This is a genomic window from Micromonospora sp. NPDC049049 (genome assembly GCF_040649115.1).
Lineage (GTDB): Bacteria > Actinomycetota > Actinomycetes > Mycobacteriales > Micromonosporaceae > Micromonospora.
On the sequence record NZ_JBEZEX010000019.1, the window covers coordinates 23,243 to 40,516 of the forward strand.

At 73.2% G+C, this 17,274-nt stretch carries 20 protein-coding genes, 1 tRNA gene and 1 pseudogene; 6 read left to right on the forward strand and 16 right to left on the reverse strand.

Annotated elements, in window-relative coordinates; genetic code table 11:
- Positions 1-66: 66 nt before the first annotated feature.
- The 6 genes from AB0B68_RS19955 to AB0B68_RS19980 all read right to left on the reverse strand — a co-directional run bounded on the left by AB0B68_RS19955 (position 67) and on the right by AB0B68_RS19980 (position 6,764).
- Positions 67-140, reverse strand: a tRNA-Ala gene (locus AB0B68_RS19955).
- Between the two features lie 242 nt (positions 141-382).
- Positions 383-1,165: a hypothetical protein gene (locus AB0B68_RS19960; protein ID WP_357195416.1), complete on the reverse strand. Its 783-nt coding sequence runs from the start codon at positions 1,163-1,165 to the stop codon at positions 383-385.
- Positions 1,166-1,365: 200 nt separating this feature from the next.
- Positions 1,366-2,016, reverse strand: coding sequence for a GNAT family protein (locus AB0B68_RS19965; RefSeq protein ID WP_357195419.1), 651 nt, complete (start codon positions 2,014-2,016; stop codon positions 1,366-1,368).
- A 111-nt stretch (positions 2,017-2,127) separates the two neighbouring features.
- Complete coding sequence (gene glp / locus AB0B68_RS19970) at positions 2,128-3,441, reverse strand: gephyrin-like molybdotransferase Glp (protein WP_091394702.1); 1,314 nt, start codon at positions 3,439-3,441, stop codon at positions 2,128-2,130.
- The gene (locus AB0B68_RS19975) at positions 3,438-4,400 is read right to left on the reverse strand and encodes a UTP--glucose-1-phosphate uridylyltransferase (RefSeq protein WP_355005128.1); all 963 of its coding nucleotides are present in this window, start codon (positions 4,398-4,400) and stop codon (positions 3,438-3,440) included. Before AB0B68_RS19975 ends, glp begins: the two co-directional genes overlap by 4 nt.
- Before the next feature lie 9 nt (positions 4,401-4,409).
- Entirely contained in the window at positions 4,410-6,764 is a 2,355-nt protein-coding gene (locus AB0B68_RS19980; RefSeq protein WP_357261669.1) for a diguanylate cyclase, read from the reverse strand.
- An 84-nt stretch (positions 6,765-6,848) separates the two neighbouring features.
- Here AB0B68_RS19980 and AB0B68_RS19985 point away from each other — a divergent pair, with 84 nt between their 5' ends.
- Both AB0B68_RS19985 and AB0B68_RS19990 read left to right on the forward strand, forming a co-directional pair.
- Entirely contained in the window at positions 6,849-7,526 is a 678-nt protein-coding gene (locus AB0B68_RS19985; RefSeq protein ID WP_357261672.1) for a 5-formyltetrahydrofolate cyclo-ligase, read from the forward strand.
- Positions 7,523-7,729, forward strand: a pseudogene (locus AB0B68_RS19990) (FmdB family zinc ribbon protein); the annotation flags it as partial. The gene AB0B68_RS19985 and the pseudogene AB0B68_RS19990, both read left to right, overlap by 4 nt.
- Before the next feature lie 14 nt (positions 7,730-7,743).
- Here AB0B68_RS19990 and AB0B68_RS19995 read toward each other — a convergent pair.
- A complete protein-coding gene (locus AB0B68_RS19995) occupies positions 7,744-8,091 on the reverse strand; it encodes a hypothetical protein (RefSeq protein ID WP_357261803.1) in 348 nt (115 codons plus the stop codon).
- 160 nt (positions 8,092-8,251) lie between these two features.
- Between AB0B68_RS19995 and AB0B68_RS20000 the strand changes: the two genes are divergently transcribed.
- Positions 8,252-8,449 carry a hypothetical protein gene (locus AB0B68_RS20000; RefSeq protein WP_357261675.1) on the forward strand — a complete coding sequence of 66 codons (198 nt, stop codon included), beginning with the start codon at positions 8,252-8,254 and terminating at the stop codon, positions 8,447-8,449.
- Positions 8,450-8,574: 125 nt separating this feature from the next.
- Here the strand turns inward: AB0B68_RS20000 and AB0B68_RS20005 are convergent, their stop codons facing one another.
- Positions 8,575-8,757 carry a hypothetical protein gene (locus tag AB0B68_RS20005; protein ID WP_355005124.1) on the reverse strand — a complete coding sequence of 61 codons (183 nt, stop codon included), beginning with the start codon at positions 8,755-8,757 and terminating at the stop codon, positions 8,575-8,577.
- 143 nt (positions 8,758-8,900) lie between these two features.
- Here AB0B68_RS20005 and AB0B68_RS20010 point away from each other — a divergent pair, with 143 nt between their 5' ends.
- The gene (locus tag AB0B68_RS20010) at positions 8,901-9,407 is read left to right on the forward strand and encodes a hypothetical protein (protein ID WP_357261678.1); all 507 of its coding nucleotides are present in this window, start codon (positions 8,901-8,903) and stop codon (positions 9,405-9,407) included.
- 34 nt (positions 9,408-9,441) lie between these two features.
- Here AB0B68_RS20010 and AB0B68_RS20015 read toward each other — a convergent pair whose 3' ends face one another.
- Entirely contained in the window at positions 9,442-9,924 is a 483-nt protein-coding gene (locus AB0B68_RS20015; RefSeq protein WP_357195558.1) for a DUF2231 domain-containing protein, read from the reverse strand.
- 202 nt (positions 9,925-10,126) lie between these two features.
- On the opposite strand from AB0B68_RS20015, the gene AB0B68_RS20020 reads away from it, so the two are divergent.
- Positions 10,127-10,555 (forward strand): Fur family transcriptional regulator, encoded by a 429-nt coding sequence (locus AB0B68_RS20020; protein ID WP_357195440.1) that lies wholly within the window; start codon positions 10,127-10,129, stop codon positions 10,553-10,555.
- 59 nt (positions 10,556-10,614) lie between these two features.
- Positions 10,615-11,478: an oxygenase MpaB family protein gene (locus tag AB0B68_RS20025; RefSeq protein WP_357195442.1), complete on the forward strand. Its 864-nt coding sequence runs from the start codon at positions 10,615-10,617 to the stop codon at positions 11,476-11,478.
- 22 nt (positions 11,479-11,500) lie between these two features.
- Here the strand turns inward: AB0B68_RS20025 and AB0B68_RS20030 are convergent, their stop codons facing one another.
- The 7 genes from AB0B68_RS20030 to AB0B68_RS20060 form a co-directional block, all read right to left on the reverse strand.
- Positions 11,501-12,421, reverse strand: coding sequence for a PD-(D/E)XK nuclease family protein (locus AB0B68_RS20030; protein WP_357195445.1), 921 nt, complete (start codon positions 12,419-12,421; stop codon positions 11,501-11,503).
- 43 nt (positions 12,422-12,464) lie between these two features.
- Complete coding sequence (locus AB0B68_RS20035) at positions 12,465-13,079, reverse strand: MarC family protein (protein WP_091394729.1); 615 nt, start codon at positions 13,077-13,079, stop codon at positions 12,465-12,467.
- Positions 13,080-13,120: 41 nt separating this feature from the next.
- Positions 13,121-13,993, reverse strand: coding sequence for a PHP domain-containing protein (locus AB0B68_RS20040; RefSeq protein ID WP_357195448.1), 873 nt, complete (start codon positions 13,991-13,993; stop codon positions 13,121-13,123).
- 53 nt (positions 13,994-14,046) lie between these two features.
- Positions 14,047-15,309 carry a hypothetical protein gene (locus tag AB0B68_RS20045; protein WP_357261682.1) on the reverse strand — a complete coding sequence of 421 codons (1,263 nt, stop codon included), beginning with the start codon at positions 15,307-15,309 and terminating at the stop codon, positions 14,047-14,049.
- Positions 15,306-16,088 carry a SigE family RNA polymerase sigma factor gene (locus tag AB0B68_RS20050; RefSeq protein ID WP_357224458.1) on the reverse strand — a complete coding sequence of 261 codons (783 nt, stop codon included), beginning with the start codon at positions 16,086-16,088 and terminating at the stop codon, positions 15,306-15,308. Before AB0B68_RS20050 ends, AB0B68_RS20045 begins: the two co-directional genes overlap by 4 nt.
- 103 nt (positions 16,089-16,191) lie before the next feature.
- Positions 16,192-17,067 carry a PH domain-containing protein gene (locus tag AB0B68_RS20055; protein WP_357195457.1) on the reverse strand — a complete coding sequence of 292 codons (876 nt, stop codon included), beginning with the start codon at positions 17,065-17,067 and terminating at the stop codon, positions 16,192-16,194.
- Between the two features lie 6 nt (positions 17,068-17,073).
- Complete coding sequence (locus AB0B68_RS20060) at positions 17,074-17,232, reverse strand: hypothetical protein (protein WP_007455302.1); 159 nt, start codon at positions 17,230-17,232, stop codon at positions 17,074-17,076.
- Positions 17,233-17,274 lie beyond the last annotated feature (42 nt).

Here is a 17,274-nt window from a genome sequence, read left to right on the forward strand (position 1 = left end):
CGGTCACGCACCCCGAAGATCGCAAAAGGCCGTCTCCGACTTGCGGAAACGGCCTTTGAACTGGGGTGGAGCTGAGGGGATTTGAACCCCTGACCCCCTCGATGCGAACGAGGTGCGCTACCAGTCTGCGCCACAGCCCCCCGCCGGCGAACCGGCTTCGGTCCCACCCGGCTTACACCGGGCGGGCCGGGAGCAAGGCTAACAGGTTGCTCGGCCCCACCGCGAATCCGCCCCCGGCCCGGCGCTCCGACCCGCCCAAAGATCGACTCGGGTTCCTGGAAATCGGGGCATCCCGGACGCCGCAACCACCCGACGTCCAGGAACCCGAGTCGATCAAGCCAGCCGGGCACGGCCGGGACCGAGGCACGGCCGGGACCGGCCGTCAGGCGCCTCGGCCGGCCTCGTAGGGGCGGCCACGCAGGCCGCCCGACCGCCGGTACGAGACCGATCCACCGTTGACCGCCGCCGGCAGGTCTCCCGGCCGGTCCAGGCCCATGGCGGCGCGGCGTACCCCTTCGCGCTGGGCGGCGAGGCGGCGCTGCGCCTCCCGGCGGGCCGCTGCCCTACGGGCCTGCTCCCGGCGCACCTCGGCCTGCCGGGCAGCCAACCAGGCGGCCTCCCGGGCTCGGGCGCGGCGGCGGCGACGCCCGGCCAGGGCCTGACCCCGCAGGTGCACGACGTAGAGGGCCAGGAGGAGGAAGGTGACCCCGAAGCCGACCCAGAAGCCGGGGCTGACGAACAGCACACCGATCAACTCGACGACGTTGAGGAGCAGCAGGGCGGCGAGCACACGGCGACGCCGGTAGACGGCGGGGGTGTGCTGCCGGCGCGGCGGCGGGCGGCGACGGGACCGCTTCGGTGCGGCGGGCACGGCGCGCAGTCGACCGGAGCGGCGGACGGCCGGCGGCGCGGAGACCGGCGCGCCCAACACGCCGGTAGTCGCATCTTCACTGAGGGTGACTATCAGTGAGCGCGGAGGATGGACGGGTCGCCGTCCCGGCACAGTGCGGCGCCGTCGGCGGCGCTGGAGCACCCGCGCCGTCGACTGCGCCCGCTCCGCCACCAGCCGCTCGGTGGCGTCGTACCGGCGAACCAACGCCGGGGCCAGGGCGAGCAGGCCGGCGGCGGCGAGGACGGCGAGGAGCACCGAGGTCGGCACCCTCACCCCTCCCGTCACCGAATTCGAAGCAACCGCCACCCGACCGCAGGATCTTCCATGGATCACGCCTGGGCGCGTGGATCGTCCGGCCGGGGAGCGCTTGCCGCAGCTTGCAGTTACTTGAGGTTACGGCGCACCGACCGGGTTGCCACCGCGCCGCGCCGATCCCGTCCGTGGGACGAGTGGGCCGATGTCGGGAAATCCTCCTACCGCGCGTTGGCGCGAACCCGGTGCCAGCGGGCCAGCAGGCCACCCTCGGCGGCGATCTCCTCACTCGTCATCGCGTACCCGATGTGGTCCCGCCAGGCGCCGTCGATGTGCATGTAGCGCACGTGGTACGACTCCTCGCGGAAGCCCAACTTCTCCACCACCCGCCGGGACGGCCGGTTCTCCGGACGGATGTTCACCTCCACCCGGTGCAGCCCACCTGGGCCGAACGCGTGGTCCACGGCGAGCGCCAGCGCAGTCGGGATCACACCCTGGCCGGCGGCCCGGGCGTCCACCCAGTAGCCGACGTAGCCGGAGCAGAGCGCCCGCCGCACGATGCTGCCCACGTTGATGTGCCCGACCAGCCGGTCCCGGTCGGCCTCACGCAGGCAGACCGCGAACGGCATGCCCTCACCCTCGCGGGCCGAGCGCCGCTGGTCACGGTGCACCCAGCGGAACGCGGCCGGCGAGTTCATCTCGTCCCAGCCGCCGGGCAGTGACGACTCCCAGGGTGCCAGCCAGGCCCGGTTGGCCCGCCGCACCTCCGACCACGCCGCCGCGTCGGAGCGCCGGTACGGCCGCAGCAGCACTGGGCCGTCGGCCAGTTCCACCGGCCAGCCCGGTGCCCGCGCGGGACCGAAGAGACTCACCTGGACAGTCTCCCGCGCGGGACCGTGTCGCGCACAAGTGGCCTCACCGCGTTCACCGCACAGATCCGACGATCACCCGACGCGGGCCGCGAGCGGGCCGGCCGGGACGCGTCACCGGCGGCGGTCCAGCAGCAGGACGTCCACGGTGGAGCCGGCCGCGGCCGTGGTGACCCGCTCGCCGAGCACCAGCAGCCCGTTGGCCTCGGCCAACCCGGAGAGGGTGAACGGTCCGCCGCTGAGCGGTTGGACCGTGTACCCGCCGCCGCGTCGCTCGGCGACGTGCGCCGGCCGGAACTCGCGGAGCCCGGTCGGCGACGACACGGTCTCCAGCAGGTGTGCCCGCACACTGGGTCGGAACACCGGTTCGGCACCGGCGAGCAGTTGGATGGCGGGGCGGGCCAGCACCTCGAAGCCGATCAACGCGGCACCCGGGTCGCCGGGCAGGCAGACCACCGGCACCTCCTCGGCACCGACAGTGCCGAACCCGAGCGCGGTGCCGGGGTAGAGCGCGACGTCGGTGAAGGTGACCGGCCCGGCGCGACCGCCCTCACGGCGGGAGAGGATCCGACGCACCATGTCTCCGGGGCCGGTGCCGGTGCCCCCGGTCGTGATGATCAGGTCGGCACGCAGCGTCTGGTCCTCCAGCAGCCCGCGCAGCCCCTCCGGGTCGTCGTCGCAGATTCCCACCCGGTACGCCAGCGCGCCCACCTCGGCTGCCGCGGCGGTCAGCGCGTGCGAGTTCGCGTCCACCACCTGACCGGGCTGACTGCCCCGGCCGACGTCGACGAGTTCGTCACCGGTGGCCACGATGACCACCCGTGGACTGGGCCGGACCACCACGTGCCCGATGCCGGTCGCCGCGAAGACGGCGACCAGGGCCGGGGACACGTAGGTGCCGGCCCGAGCGAGCAGGGTGCCGGCGGGCAGCTCCTCACCCGCTCGGCGTACCCCGTACCCCCGTTTGGGGGTGCGGAAGATCTCCACCGCGGCCATGCCCTGGTCGGTCCACTCCACCGGGACCACGACGTCAGCGGCGACCGGCAGCGGTGCCCCGGCGGCCACCGAGAAGCACGAGCCGGGGGTGAGCCGGACCGGCCGCCAGCTCGCGGCGCCGAGATCGCCGACCACGTTGAGCCGGATGGTGCGGCCGCCGGGCGTGCCGGAGGGGGCCGGGACGTAGCTCGGCCCCCTCCCCCCTCCGGAGATGTCCTCCCAGCGCGCGGCGTAGCCGTCCACGGCCGCCTGGTCGAAGGCCGGGAAGGCGTGCGGCGCGACGACGTCCTCGGCGAGGACGTTGCCGTGCGCCTGGGTGAGGTCGAGGTCGAGTGGCGGCAGCGCGCGCAACCTGCGCAGCACGCTGCCCAGGTAGTCGGCGAGCGGCGTCAACTCGTTCGCGGCCGCCTCGGCGTCGGCCGTCGCTGTCATGTACCAGATCCGCCTGCCGCGTCGGCCTTGACGAAGTCGGCCAGCCAGGACCGGAACTCGGCGCCCAGGTCCTCGCGCTCGGCGGCGATCTGCACCACCGTCTGGAGGTATCCCAGCGGCATGCCGGTGTCGTAGCGGGTGCCCCGGTAGACGATCGCGTGCACCGGGGTGCCCTCGGTACGCAGCAGCTCCATCGCGTCGGTCAGCTGGATCTCGCCGCCGCTGCCCGGCTTGGTCCGCCGGATCGCGTCGAAGATCTTGCCCGGCAACACGTAGCGGCCGAGCACCGCCAGGTTGCTCGGGGCGTCCTCCGGCTGCGGCTTCTCCACCATCCCGGTCACCTTGACGACCTCGCCGATGTCGGTCAGCTCCGACTCGGCCGGCTCGACGGAGGCGATCCCGTACCGCTTGGTCTCGGACGGGTCGACCTCGAAGAAGGCGAGCACCACACCGCCGGTGCGGGCCTGCAACTCCAGCATCGCCGGCAGCAGCGGCTCCGATGGCTTGACGAACTCGTCGCCGAGCAGCACCGCGAAGGCGTCGTCACCGACGTGCGACTCGGCGTACCCGATGGCGTGGCCGAGCCCGAGCTGCTCGGGCTGCCGCACGGTGTAGATCTCGGCCAGCTCGCTGGGCCGACGTACGGCGGCCAGCCGCTCGGAGTCGCCCTTCTCCTCCAACCTGGTCTCCAGGTCCGGGCGACGGTCGAAGTGGTCCACCATCGACGTCTTACCCCGACCGGTGATCAGCAACACGTCACCGATGCCAGCCTGCGTGGCCTCCTCGACGATGTACTGCAACACCGGCCGATCCACCACCGGCAGCAGTTCCTTGGGCACCGCCTTGGTGGCCGGCAGGAACCGGGTGGCCAGTCCGGCGGCCGGGATGACGGCCTTGACCGCCAGGGGACGGCCGTTTGCGGCGACCGTCGATGAGGGGTTCGCTGAGTGCTCCGACATGCCGCGAGACTATCGGCCACGGCTCTGCCGCGGCGGGTGTGGCCCAGAAGACGCGCCGCCACCCGGCCCCGGCCGCGCCGCGTCCGGGCCGGCCCGCGCCGCGTCCGTCGCGACGTCCGGCGTGTCGTCGACCGAATCCGGCCGGGCCTGCGCCGGGCCCGCCAGCGATGATTCCGGTACGCCCACCGCCGGGTCGGACCGGGCGGGCCCGCCCGGCTCCCGGCTGGCCTGCACCGGCTGGCCGGCGCGCGGCAGCCCGTCGGTAGGGCTCACCGCGCACGCGAGCACGGGAATTTCCCGGGTCGGCAGATCCGAGCGAACCTCGGCGACCCGGTACGTGTCACGGCCCGCCGCCTTGGCCGCATAGAGGGCGTCGTCGGCGGCCTCCAGCACCTCCCGCCCGGTGCTGCCGTGGTCCGGGAAGACGGCGATGCCCACCGACACGGTCACCAGGACCGGCCCGGCGTACGCCTCGACGGCGATGGGCGTGTCGCGCACCGCCGCGCCGAGCCGCTCGGCAACGATCGCCGCGCCCCGGGCGTCGGTCTCCGGCAGCAGCAGCACGAACTCCTCACCACCCTGGCGGAAGGCCAGGTCGACCTCCCGGATCTCCCCGCGCACCCGGCGGGCGAACTCGGCCAGGACGGTGTCCCCCGCGGCGTGCCCGTAGGTGTCGTTGACGTCCTTGAACCGGTCCAGGTCCAACGCGAGGACGCTGAGCATCCGCCCGAAGCGGCTGGCCCGTTCCACCTCCCGCCGGATCGACTCGCGCAGGTAGCGGTAGTTCCACAGCCCGGTGAGCGGGTCGGTGAGGGAGAGCCGCTGCGCCTCCTCGTGCACCCGGACGTTGTCCACCGCCACGGCCGCGTGGCCGGCGAAGGTGCGCAGGGTGGCCAGGTCGTCGTCGTCGAACTCGTCGGCGCCCAGCCGGTCATAGAGGGCCAGCACGCCGAGGGCGGCCGCCGCGCCCGCCTCGTCGACCGGCCCCGAGGATCCGCCGAGGGTGGCCGTGGCACCGCCGGGCGGGGCGGCGAACGGAACCGCGACGTAGGTACGACAGCGTGGCTCACCCGTTGGCGTCTCGGTCTGCTCCGCCCTGCCCCGTTGCGGTTCCCCGGTGGCGGCGACCTCACCGACCACGCCGACGCCGACCGGCACCCGGAGCGTCTGCGACCCGTCCGCCTCCTCCGCCGGCCAGCGCCCGTCCAACCCCTCCGTGCACTGGGCGACGAGCACCCCGCCGGTCTCCACCAGCAGCACGGCACCGGCGCGCGCGCCCGTGGCCCCGATGGCACTGCGCAGGATCACCCGCAGGATGCGTTGCAGGTCGTGTGTGCTGGCCAGCGTGTCGCCGAGCACCGCGAGGTGCCCGCGCAGCTGGTCCCGGTTGCTGGTCAACGCCGCGACGTAGGAGCCGGTCTCCCGGGTCATCCGGTTGAACGCGGCGGCCAGCCGACCCAACTCGTCACGACTGCGCACCGGCACCCGGGCGGTCAGATCGCCCTGGGCCACCCGGTCGACGGCACCGGCCAGCTCCGCCAGCGGCCGGGTGGTCACCCGGGCCAGCCGCCAAGCGGCCAGCACCGCGAGCAGCCCGGCCAGCACGACCACCCCGAGCAGCGTGGCGTGCAACCCCGGTGGCCTTTCACTGGGCACGGAGAGCACCAGTGGCAGCGGCTGCGTGGCAGAGGGCCCGAGCCTGCGCACGTACCGGCCCTCGTTGGTCTCGGTGACCTGCTCGCCCCGTACGCCGACGGCGGCGGCCAGCACCGCGTCGCGGACGTCACCGGACTCGGTCGTGTGGGTGACCCGAGCGGCGCTCGCCCCACTGTCGAGGAGGGTGACCGCCACCCCGGTCACCGCCGCCAGCCGGGCCACGAAGGCCGGGTCGACCAGTTGCGCGGCGGTCACAGTGCCCAGCCGGGTGCCGGCGCGATCGTGCAGGTCGACCTGGGCGGCCAACGCACGGACCGGGCCCGCCGAGCCGGGGTTCGAGCCCCCGTTCGTGCCCTCGGCCGAGCCGCCGCAGTCCTGCCACGGGGTCGACGGAGCACCGGGCGACAGGTAGGTGACCTGGCCGGCCACGTCGCTGACCAGCACCGCGGCGGCCAGACCCCGACCGACCAGTTGCGCGGCGGCGACGGCGGGGTCGGCGGTGAGCGCCACCGCGTCGGCGGTGGCGCGTAGCTGCTGGCAGAGCGCGTCGACCGAGGTGCGAACCGCGGAGGCAGCCACCGCCAGGCGCTCGGTGGAGCGGCTGCGGTCCACCGCCGCGACTGTGGAGGCGACGAAGAGCGCGCCGAGCAGGACGGGCCCGAGCACCACCACGAGGAAGGCTGCCGTCAACCGCCCGCGTAGCGTCACTCGTCCCCCCGGAAGTTCCGCCTCCGTTGCTTGCGATGCTGACACAGTGCAACCGTGGGAGAGGCGTTGCGTCAGGAGTGTTGCGTGCCGGAATTTTCTGATGAAGCGGAAGTGACCCGAGTGGCGAAGCGGGACACCCGCGTCGAGCTGCTCGCCCGCCGCCGGTCGCTGCCCGCCGCGACCCGGGCAGCCGCCGCCGGGCGCGTGCAGGCCGAGCTGGTCGCCCTGGTACGCCGACTGCGCCCACACCGGATGACGGCGTACGTGCCGGTCGGCTCCGAACCGGGCGGGCCCGACCTGCCCGAGGTGCTGCGGGCGGCGCTGCCGGCGGACGCCGAGTTGCTGCTGCCGGTGCTCCTCGGTGACCTGGATCTGGACTGGGCGGCGTATACCGGGCCCGATGCCGTGATCGCTGCGGGACGGGGTATCCGAGAACCGGTCGGTGCCCGTCTCGGGGTGGCCGCCGTGGCACACGCGGAACTCGTGGTCGTTCCGGCTCTCGCGGTCGACCACCACGGTCGGCGGCTCGGGCGCGGTGGCGGGTCGTACGACCGCGCCCTCGCCCGGGTCCCCGCGGCGGCCCTGACGGTGGTGCCGCTGCACGACGGTGAGCTGGTCGAGGCGCTGCCGGCGGAGCCCCACGACCGTCGGGTGCGCGCGGTCGTCACTCCCGCCGACGGGGTGCGTACGCTTGACGGCGGCCCGGGTGCGGCGCACGGTGTCGCGCCCCACACGTCTGCTGGACGAACCCGGGGCGAATGACGCACCATTGGCACTCGAATACGTCGAGTGCCAACTGGCTGAGCCCAGATCCGGAGGAGAACGTGCCCACGTACCAGTACGCCTGCACCACGTGCGGTGAGCAGCTCGAGGCGGTGCAGTCCTTCTCTGACGAGCCGCTGACCGAGTGCCCGGCGTGTCAGGGGCGGCTGCGCAAGGTCTTCAACTCGGTCGGCATCGTCTTCAAGGGTTCGGGCTTCTACCGCACCGACTCCCGGGCGTCCGGTTCCGAGACGACCGCCGGCGGCACGACCACCAAGCCGGCGAAGTCCGAGTCGTCCTCCGCTGACAGCTCGTCGTCCTCTTCGGGGTCCTCGTCCTCGTCCTCGGGGTCGGGGTCCTCGGGGTCGTCGTCCTCCTCGGGGTCGTCTTCCGGCTCGTCCTCGGGTGCATCGGGCGGCGGCAAGGCCGCGACGGCCAGCTCCGCGTCCTGATCGCCGAAGGCCCGACCCCACCACGGGTCGGGCCTCGATCGACTCGGGTTCCAGGAAGTCGGCCTGTCCCCGTCGCTCAGACCGCCCGCTTTCCCTGATCCCGAGTCGATCAAGCGGCTCTCATAGCAAATCGCGCCGAGGGATGCGCGTTTTCCACAGGCCGGGCAGTTGTCCACAGGCGGCTGCCGTGGGTCGGCCGAGGCGGCGGGAACTGCCTAGCCTCCCCTGCATGGGTGCCACTGCGGCGCTCGGGGACGGGAGGCGGCAGAGGCGATGGTCGATCCGGATTCCGCGCGGGCGTTGCGCCCGCTGCGCCAGCTCACTCTGCCCGGCGTGCGCACCCTGCTCCGGGCCGGTCTGGTCGCCGCGCTGCTCGGCCTGGCCGCCGCGGTCCTGCACACCCCGACCGGATGCCCTCCGACCGCCGTGCCCTCCGACGCGCCATCGGTGGCGGACGACCCGACCCGGTAGGCCGACCCAGGTCGGTCGGTCGGGCGCAGCAGGACAGGCACCCACCCCCGGTCGAGCACCAGCCACCGCCCACTGCAGGTCGGCTGGCGGATCGAGGTCGTCAGGTCTGGCCGAGCCTGCGGGGGTCATTCCCAGTGCGGGGGGCGTTCGGCGAGCAGCCAGTCGTCGTTGCCGCCCGACCGCTCGCCCCAACCACGGTCGGTGTCGTCGGTGGTCTGCTCGGGCAGCACCACGAAGTCTTCGCTCAGGTCGACGGCGCGGTCATCGTCTCGCGGTGCGCCGTGCGTGCCAGGGTCCTCGGTGCTCACGAGCGGCAAGACTAGCGCAGCCGACGGCGGTGGACCGGGCCATCGGCGGTGGGCACGCCGGCCGGAGCCGGCCGGACCGCCGACAGTGGGCGCGCCGGCCAGAAGCGACCGGGCCGCCGGTGGCGTTGGTAGCGTCGGACGGCGTGACGACCCCCAGCGGTGGCAGCGACCCGGACGACTACTGGCGACGGCCCGACACCGGTGACGACGCGGTGGCCGACCAACCTCCCGCCGCGCCCGCGCCCACACCACCGGCCGGGCCCACCCACCCACAGCAGAACGAGCAGGCCAGCCCAGCATCGACGGGCCACCCTGCCAGCGGGAACGCGGGCCCGCCGCCCGCATCGGCACCGACGGGAGGCCCTGTCAGCGGAAACGCGGGCCCGCCGCCCGCACCGATCGCGCCGGCGCCGACGGCTGGCGCGGCCGGCGGGTACGCCGGCCCGCCGCCGAGCGTGCCGCCGCCGGCGGGTTGGCGTCCACCCGTACACCTGCAGCCGGCACCGCCGCGACGGCTGCCACCGCAGGACATGGCCGACCTGGACGCGGCCGAGCAGCGATCGCAGCGGGTCACCTACGGCTTCGGGGCGGCGGCCGGCGTGGTGCTGCTGGTACTGCTCTGTCTGCTCTGCTCGCGGCTCATCTTCTGATGCCCACCCCCGGGCGGCAGCGCCGGCCAGCGGCTCAGAGGGTGGTGCCCCACACCGTCTCGGCGCCGGAGTGGCCGGTCAGGTAGACGTAGATCAGGGCGGCGATGGAAAGCCCCACTGCCGCTACCGCCAGCACGGGGATGACCAGCGCGGGTAGCTGCGGCACCCGGGGGTGCCCACTCGTCGCCACGAGCAGCAGGATGGCCACGATCCCAAGCGGCACCACGACGCGTAACAGGATGTCCCCGTAGCGGCTGTGCTCGAAGATCTGATCGAGGATCGGCCCCTGGAAGCCCCGCGCCACCAGCGCGTCGGTGAGTGCCTCACCCGACTTGACCGCGACGTAGGCGGTCACCGGCGCGGCCACGGCGAGGAGGCCCAGGGCCCAGTCCAGCCGGTGCCGCCACCGCGGTAGCCCCACGTACGCGATGGCCAGCACCGCCAGCAGCGGTACGAACACGACGACCGCGTGGATTACCAGGACGTGCACCGGTAGACCCAGGATCTCCTCGAACATCGAACCCTCCAGGTGGATCATGGTCAGGGGTGTTCAGCCTATGGTCCGCCGATCGTCCCCAGGCTCTCGACGGATGACACGCGCGCCACGTCGATCGGGTTCATTCGCTGGGGCCGTACTCCCGATCTTGCCTGGCTGTGTCGGTGGCCACCCGGAGCGGGCGACGGTTGTCGATGCGGGTCGAGCGTGTTGTCATTGGCCAATGTCCGGTGCCGAGGAGCTGCTGCGGTCGAGGGGTCTGCGTGTCACGCGCCCCCGCCTCGCGGTGCTCGACGTGCTGGCCGACGGCGGCCACCTGGAGGTCGACGAGATCACCCGGCGGGTGCGCGAACGCCTCGACTCGGTCTCCACCCAGGCGGTCTACGACGTACTGGGCGCGCTGTCCCGGGCCGGGCTGTCCCGCCGGATCGAGCCGGCGGGCAGTCCCGCCCGCTATGAGGCGCGGGTGGGCGACAACCACCACCACGTGGTCTGCCGAGGCTGCGGCGAGATCGCCGACATCGACTGCGCGGTGGGCAGCGCACCGTGCCTGGAGCCGAGCAGCGCGCACGGGTTCGAGGTCGACGAGGCCGAAGTGACCTTCTGGGGCCTCTGCCCGGGCTGCCGGGCCCGCCGCTCCGCCGACGTCTGAGCATCTGCACCGGAGGCACGTGACCGGCGAGGTCGGCCCGATCGTGGCACTCTTGTGCGGTGGACTCCGATGACCTCGGCCTTTTCGGTCCGGGTTCGGTCACGTGGAAGGTGCACGAGGAGCCGATCCTGATCGTCGCCGGCCTGCGCTCGCTCTACCTCCAGGCGTTGCACCCCCGGGCCATGGCCGGGGTCGCGCAGAACAGCAACTACCGCACCGACGCCTGGGGTCGACTTCTCCGCACCGCCACCTACGTGGCGACCACCGTCTACGGGACCACCGCCGAGGCGGAGGCCGCCGGGGCCCGGCTGCGCCGCCTGCACGACCGCCTGCGGGCCACCGACACGCTCACCGGTGAACAGTTCAGGATCGACGAACCGGACCTGCTGCGCTGGGTGCACGTGACCGAGGTCGAGTCGTTCCTGAGCACGGCCCGACGCGCCGGGCTGCCGCTGAGCGACGACGAGGTGGACGGCTACTACACCGAGCAGCGCCGCGCCGCAGCCCTGGTCGGCCTGGACCCGGCCACCGTCCCGGGGACCGCCGCCGAGGTCGCTGACTACTACGAGGCCGTACGGCCACAGTTGCGGATGACCCGGGAGGCCGCCGAGACGGCGGTGTTCCTCACCGCCCCGCCGCTGCCGTGGAAGCTCAGCCTGCCGGTCCGGTTGGGGCTCACGTTGGGCCCGCCACGCTGGGCGTACCTGGGGATCGCCAGCACCGCGTTCGCGCTGCTGCCGGCGTGGGCACGCCGGATGTACGGAGGTCCCGGTCTACCGACCACCGCGCTGTCGGCGGACCTGACCGTGCGCGCGCTGCGGCTCGCGTTCGCCGCCGTCCCCCGTCGCTACCTGGAGGGGCCGTTGATTCAGGCGGCCAAGGAGCGGGCCGCGCGGCACGCTGCCGCCTCGCTGGCCGGCTGACCCGACCCTCGGCGGCAGGAGATCAGCCGTCGGCCGGCCGGTCCACTGCCGCCCACGGCTCCTTGCCCGGGACCTGAGCGCCCGTCGGGCAGTGCCGCCGGAAGTCGCACCAGCCACAGCGCGGGCCGGGTGCCACCGGGAAAGCCTCGTCCGCGTCGGCGCCGTCGGCGACCGCCCGCTCGGCGGCCATGATGTCGCGGGCCGTCTCTTCCGCGCGGGTCAGTTGTCGGGCCAGCGACTCGACTGTGTGGTCGTGGCCGGCGACCGTGCCGGTCGGCAGGTGGTGCAGCTCCACCCTGCGGCACGGCCGACGAAACACCCGCTCGGCGGCGTACGCGTAGAGCGCGAGCGCCTGCGAGCCCCTGGCGTCGTCCGTGTCCAGCCCGGTGCGGCCGGTCTTGTAGTCCACGATGACCAGCTCCGGCCCGTCCGGGCCGGGCCGCGAGTCGATCCGGTCGGTACGACCGTTGAACGCCAGCACCGCGGTCTTGACCGCCACCACCCGCTCCACGCCGAGCGGGTCGGAATCCGGCTCCAGCGTCTCGACGTACGACTCCAGCCACCCCAACGCCCGCCGGTAGGCGGCCCGTTCCTGCTCGTCGTCGCGGTAGCCCTCGCGGACCCAGGTGCCCTTGAGCAGTGTGGCCAGCGCCTCGGGACGCCTTCGGTCGGCGGGCAGCGCATACCAGTTCTTCAGGGCGGTGTGCACGCTGGCGCCGAGCGAGTTGTGCGCCCACGGCGGGCCCTTGGGTGGGGCGGGCCGGTCGACGTAGGAGTAGCGGTAACGACGCGGGCAGTCCGCGTACGCGCCCAGCTTGCTCGGGGTGCAGACGAACAGCCGCTCGGGCATGCCCTCGAAGCCGAGCTGCTCGGCGTCGCCGGCGCGCTGCCGCGGGGTCCGGCCGCCGGCGGCCGGCCGCCCCGCTGATGAGGATCGTCGCACGTCTCAGATCCTGCCATCCATCTCCGACATCGCGCGTGTGCCGTCAGGCCATGTTCACGTACTGCGTGACGAAGGCGGCCACCGCGTCGGCGATGAGCTGCACGGCGATCGCGGCCAGCAGCAGGCCGGCGATCCGGGTCAGCACCTCGATCCCGCCCGGCCGGAGGATCTTCACGATGCCGCCGGAGAAGCGCAGGACGATCCAGACGGCGACCATCACGGCGAGGATCGCCACGGCGATGGCGCTGAACTCTCCCAGCCCGTCGGCCTGCTGGACGAAGAGCATGGTGGCCACGATGGCACCCGGGCCGGCCAGCAACGGCGTGCCCAGCGGCACCAGGGCGATGTTGGAGGTGACCTGCTGGCTCGGGTCGTCGGCCTTGCCGGTCAGCAGCTCAAGGGCGACGAGCACGAGCAGCAGCCCACCGGCTGCCTGCAACGCCGGCAGGTCCACGTGCAGGTAGTCGAGCAGGGTCTGCCCCGCCACCGCGAAGATCACGATGACGCCGAGCGCCAACGCGACGGCCTGCCAGGCTGCCCGGTTGCGGTCGCGGGCGGGCAGGGGGCCGGTCAGCGCCAGGAAGATCGGCATCATGCCCGGCGGGTCGGTGATCACCAGCAGAGTCACGAAAACCTCGCCGAACAGCTTCAGATCCACGTGATCAACCTAGCCGCGTCGCGATGGGCGAAATACCCGGATCAGCCCGAAGCGACCTCGGTCACCCCCTCGGCGACGATCCGCTCGTACGCCTCGACGCTGGTGCTGAACGCGCCGAGTTGGACGGTCTTGTGGGTGCCGTGAAAATCCGAGGAGCCGGTGACGAACAGACCCAGCTCGGCGGCGAGCGCCCGCACGTGTTCCCGCTCGGCCGGGCTGTGGTCCTCGTGGTCGGCTTCGAGCCCGGCGAGCCCGGCGGCGGCCAGCTCGGCGATCAGCTCGTCGGGCACGACCCGGCCGCGTCGGGTGGCTCGCGGGTGGGCGAAGACCGGCACGCCTCCGGCCGCCCGGACCAGCCGAACGGCCCGGAACACGTCGATGTCCTCCTTGGGCAGTCGGTACCGCTCGCCCAGCCAGTCCGGGCCGAACGCCTCCCGGACGCTGCCGACCAGGCCCGCGCGGATGAGTGCCTGCGCGATGTGCGGACGTCCCACTGTGCCGCCACCCGCGCCGACCAGGATGTCCGGCCAGTTCACGTCGATGCCGTCGGCCCGCAGGAGGCCGACGATCCGTTCGCCACGCTCTTCCCGGGCGGCCCGGACCCGCGCCAGCTCGGCCACCAGCTCCGCGTGACCCGGATCGAACAGGTACGCGAGCAGGTGCAGCGGCACCGCGGGCTGCGGACCGGACCAGCGACACGACAACTCCGCACCCCGGATCAGGCGCAGACCGGGTGGCAGCGCGGCCACTGCCGGCGCCCAGCCCGCCGTGGTGTCGTGGTCGGTGATCGCCAGCACGTCCAGCCCGGCGTCGGAGGCCGCGCCGACCAGCTCGGCCGGGGTCAGCGTGCCGTCGCTGGCCGTCGAATGGGCGTGCAGGTCGATCCGGGAAGCGGGGCCGGTACACGAGGTCACCGCCCGACGTTACCGAGGAAACGGTGAGCCCGGCTCACATGGGCCACCTGGGGTCAGAAGCCCTGCACCAGGATCGGCCGCTCTCCGGCCGGCACGCCGGGCACCGCAGCGGGGCCGGCGGGCTTTCCCGCCCGCACCTGGCCGACGTCGACCCGGACCAGCTCGCCGTCGCCGTCGAGGTAGGAGGCCTGGGCCTCGTCGCTCCAGACGATCGCCCCGGTCATCGGCGGCCCGGCCGCGACGGCTGTCGCACCCGGCCCGAGCCGCTGTAGGTCGACCAGCAGGGACCGACCGGCCGAGCCGCTGTCCTCGTTGACCAGCAGCCACCGCCCGTCCGGCGAGACCCCGCCGACGCCGTCCTGGCTCAGGTCCGGACCGCAGCCCGTGCGTACCGGGTCCAGGTGACGTGTCGGGGTGAGGATGGCAAGGCAGGTCCGGTCCGGATCGGCCGTGCTGACCTGCCCGACGAGCCGCCCGTCGGGCAGCTGCCCGTAGACGTTGAGGCTCTTCCGGTCGAGGGCGTCGGGCAGCGGCCCCGCACCGGGCCGCCAGAGTGTGTGACCGGCGCTGGCCGGGTCGAGGCGGACCAGCACGCTGTCACCGACGAACCGGACGGGCTCCGCCGCCGCCGGCATCGGGGTGCGCACCGACCCGATGAGTTGGGTGCCGACCACACCCGCCGTCAGGAGATCGCCTCCGTCGCGCCAGGCGACCTGGCGGCTGTCCGGGGCCAGGACGATCGCGCCGGCACCGGCCAGCAGCACCTGTACCAGGCCGTCGTCCTGCACCACCCACAGAAAGCGCCCGGCGGTGCTCGGCGCGCCCACCACCAGCCAACCGCCTCCGCTGGGCAGCGGCTGGACGCGTTCGGCCGGCCCGACGTCGGACAACACCAGCCGCCGCCCGTCGGCGCTGACCAGCGTCTCGCTGGCGATGAGCGAGGTCGACGCCGTGGGCGAGGGGTCGGGGCCGGGAATGCTGGCCGTCGGGAACGGTCGACTGGTCGGGTCGGGGTCGCCGATCACGACGATGGGTGAGCTGTCCCGCCTGGTCTCGGCACCGAGCTGGGCCATGCCGGCGCTGAGCAGCACGGTGGTGGCCGCCGCGAGGGCGAGGCCGGCGGCGGTGCGTCGACGCCGGATCCGGTTCGCGCGACGGATGGCCTGGCCGGCCGGGTCGACGCTCAGCGGGCGGGCAAGGGCGACCTGGTGCGAGAGGGTCTCCCGCACCGCACCTTCCAACTCGTCAGGCCGCACCTGGTAGGAACGCTGCGGGCCGTCCGTCAGGTTGTCGCGTCGGCCGGGGAACTGACTCACTGCTGTTCCCCGGAGCCCGTGCCGACGGGCACGGCCGCCGGGGCGGTGGGCAGGACCACCTGCGGATCGATCCCGCGCGGCACGGCAGGGCGCGGAGCGGTGGGGCGGGGCACGGGTCGGCCAGCCGCCCGTCCGGGACGGGGTGAGGCAGCGGCACCGGTGGCCGGGACCCGCCCGGTCCGGGAACCCGAGCCCGCCGTCCGGCCGCCGGCGCCGATCGCGCCCGCAGCACTGTCGGCAGCGCCAGTCCGGCCGGCGATGCCGGCGGCGGCTGCCAGCTCCGGTGCGTCCGCGCCCAGTCGCCGACGCAACGTGGCGAGCGCCCGGGACGCCTGGCTCTTCACCGTGCCCGGTGAAATGTCCAGCATCGCGGCGGTCTGCGCCTCCGACATGTCCTCGTAGTAGCGCAGCACCAGCACTGCCCGCTGCCGGTTGGGCAACTCCCGGAGATGCCGCCAGAGCAGATCCCGGTCAAGTTGCTGCTCGATCTCGTCGACACCGGCCCGCTCGGGCAGCACCTCGGTAGGGCGTTCGCCGTGCCAGCGCCGCCGCCACCAACTGGTCGACGTGTTGACCATCACACGCCGGGCGTACGGCTCGACGGCCTCGATCCCGCCGAGCCGCTTCCACGCCAGGTAGGTCTTGGTCAGCGCCGTCTGGAGCAGGTCCTCGGCCGTGGCCCAGTCGCCGGTGAGCAGATAGGCGGTGCGCAGGAGCGCGGCAGAGCGGGCCGCGACGAACTCGCGGAACTGCTCCTCCAACGAGTCCTTGCTCGCCACCGCCCACCTCCACACCCCTGCCGTCCTGGCAGAGTGCCACGTCAGGGGCGGTCTGGTCCATGACGAAAGGTGCGCACTTGCTCCGATGTTCGGTCGAAAACCTTCACGCCCCGTCGTCGGCCTTGGCCTCGTCGGCCTCCTTGCCGAGCCGCGCCTCGACGGCCTGCGGCTCGTACATCTCCTCGACGACGCGCAGGTAGAGCTCGTTCGGGTTGGGCAGGTTCTTGACCTCGCGAAGCGCCTGCTCCTGGCCGGCGGACTCCAGCACGAAGGTGCCGTAGTTGAGCGCTCGACCGGTCGGGGTCTGCTCGTACTTCATGTCGGTGACCCGGACCAGCGGCATCATCGCCACCTTGCGGGTGACGATCCCGTTGACCACCATGACCCGCTTGTTGGTCAGGATGAACCGGTCATACCACCAGTCGGCGACCTTCCACGCCACCCAGCCCATCACCGCGAACCACAGCAGCACGGCGATGGTGGTCAACGCGCCGACGTCCTGACCGGCGAGAAAGCCGGAGAGATAGCCGAGCACGAAGGTCGCCGCGACGCCGATCAACAGCGGGTTGCTGAGGTGGATCCAGTGTCGCTTCCACTCGCCCCGGTAGCGCTCGGTGGGGAAGAGGTAGCGAGCCACCAGCGAACTGGGCTCGTCTTCCAGCGGCAGCACCCGCCGAGGGGTCGAGCCGGTCGCGTCGGCACGCAACCCGGCCAGCTCGTCCTCGGAGATCTGCGGCGGCTGGTAGCTGGCCTCCGGATCTCGGATCCACCCCCGACCGGAACGACCCTGGCCGGCGTAGCCGGGCCCGTCGCCATAGCCGACGTCGTCCGAAAGGGACGGACCGTCGGACAGGCCGGGGCCGGCCCCGTAGCCCGGGCCGTCATCAGGCCCGATCCGCGGGATCGGCTCGGTGTCGCGCTCGCGACGTTCCCGGTCGGGGTCGTCCGGGTCGAAGGGTGGACCGGAGGGGCTGCCCATCGGCGGCTAGGCGACGAGGCTGGTGAAGAAGTCGCCAAACCCCTGGGCGATATCCATGATCCCGCCGCCGAGCGACTTGAACACGTCCGCCGCCGAGTTTGGTCGATAGGCGACGAAGAAGATCAAGAATGCGATTCCGGCCCAGGTGAGGACCTTCTTGACCATGGCGGGCCATCCTCTCGCGCGGCGCCGGGTCCCATTACCGCA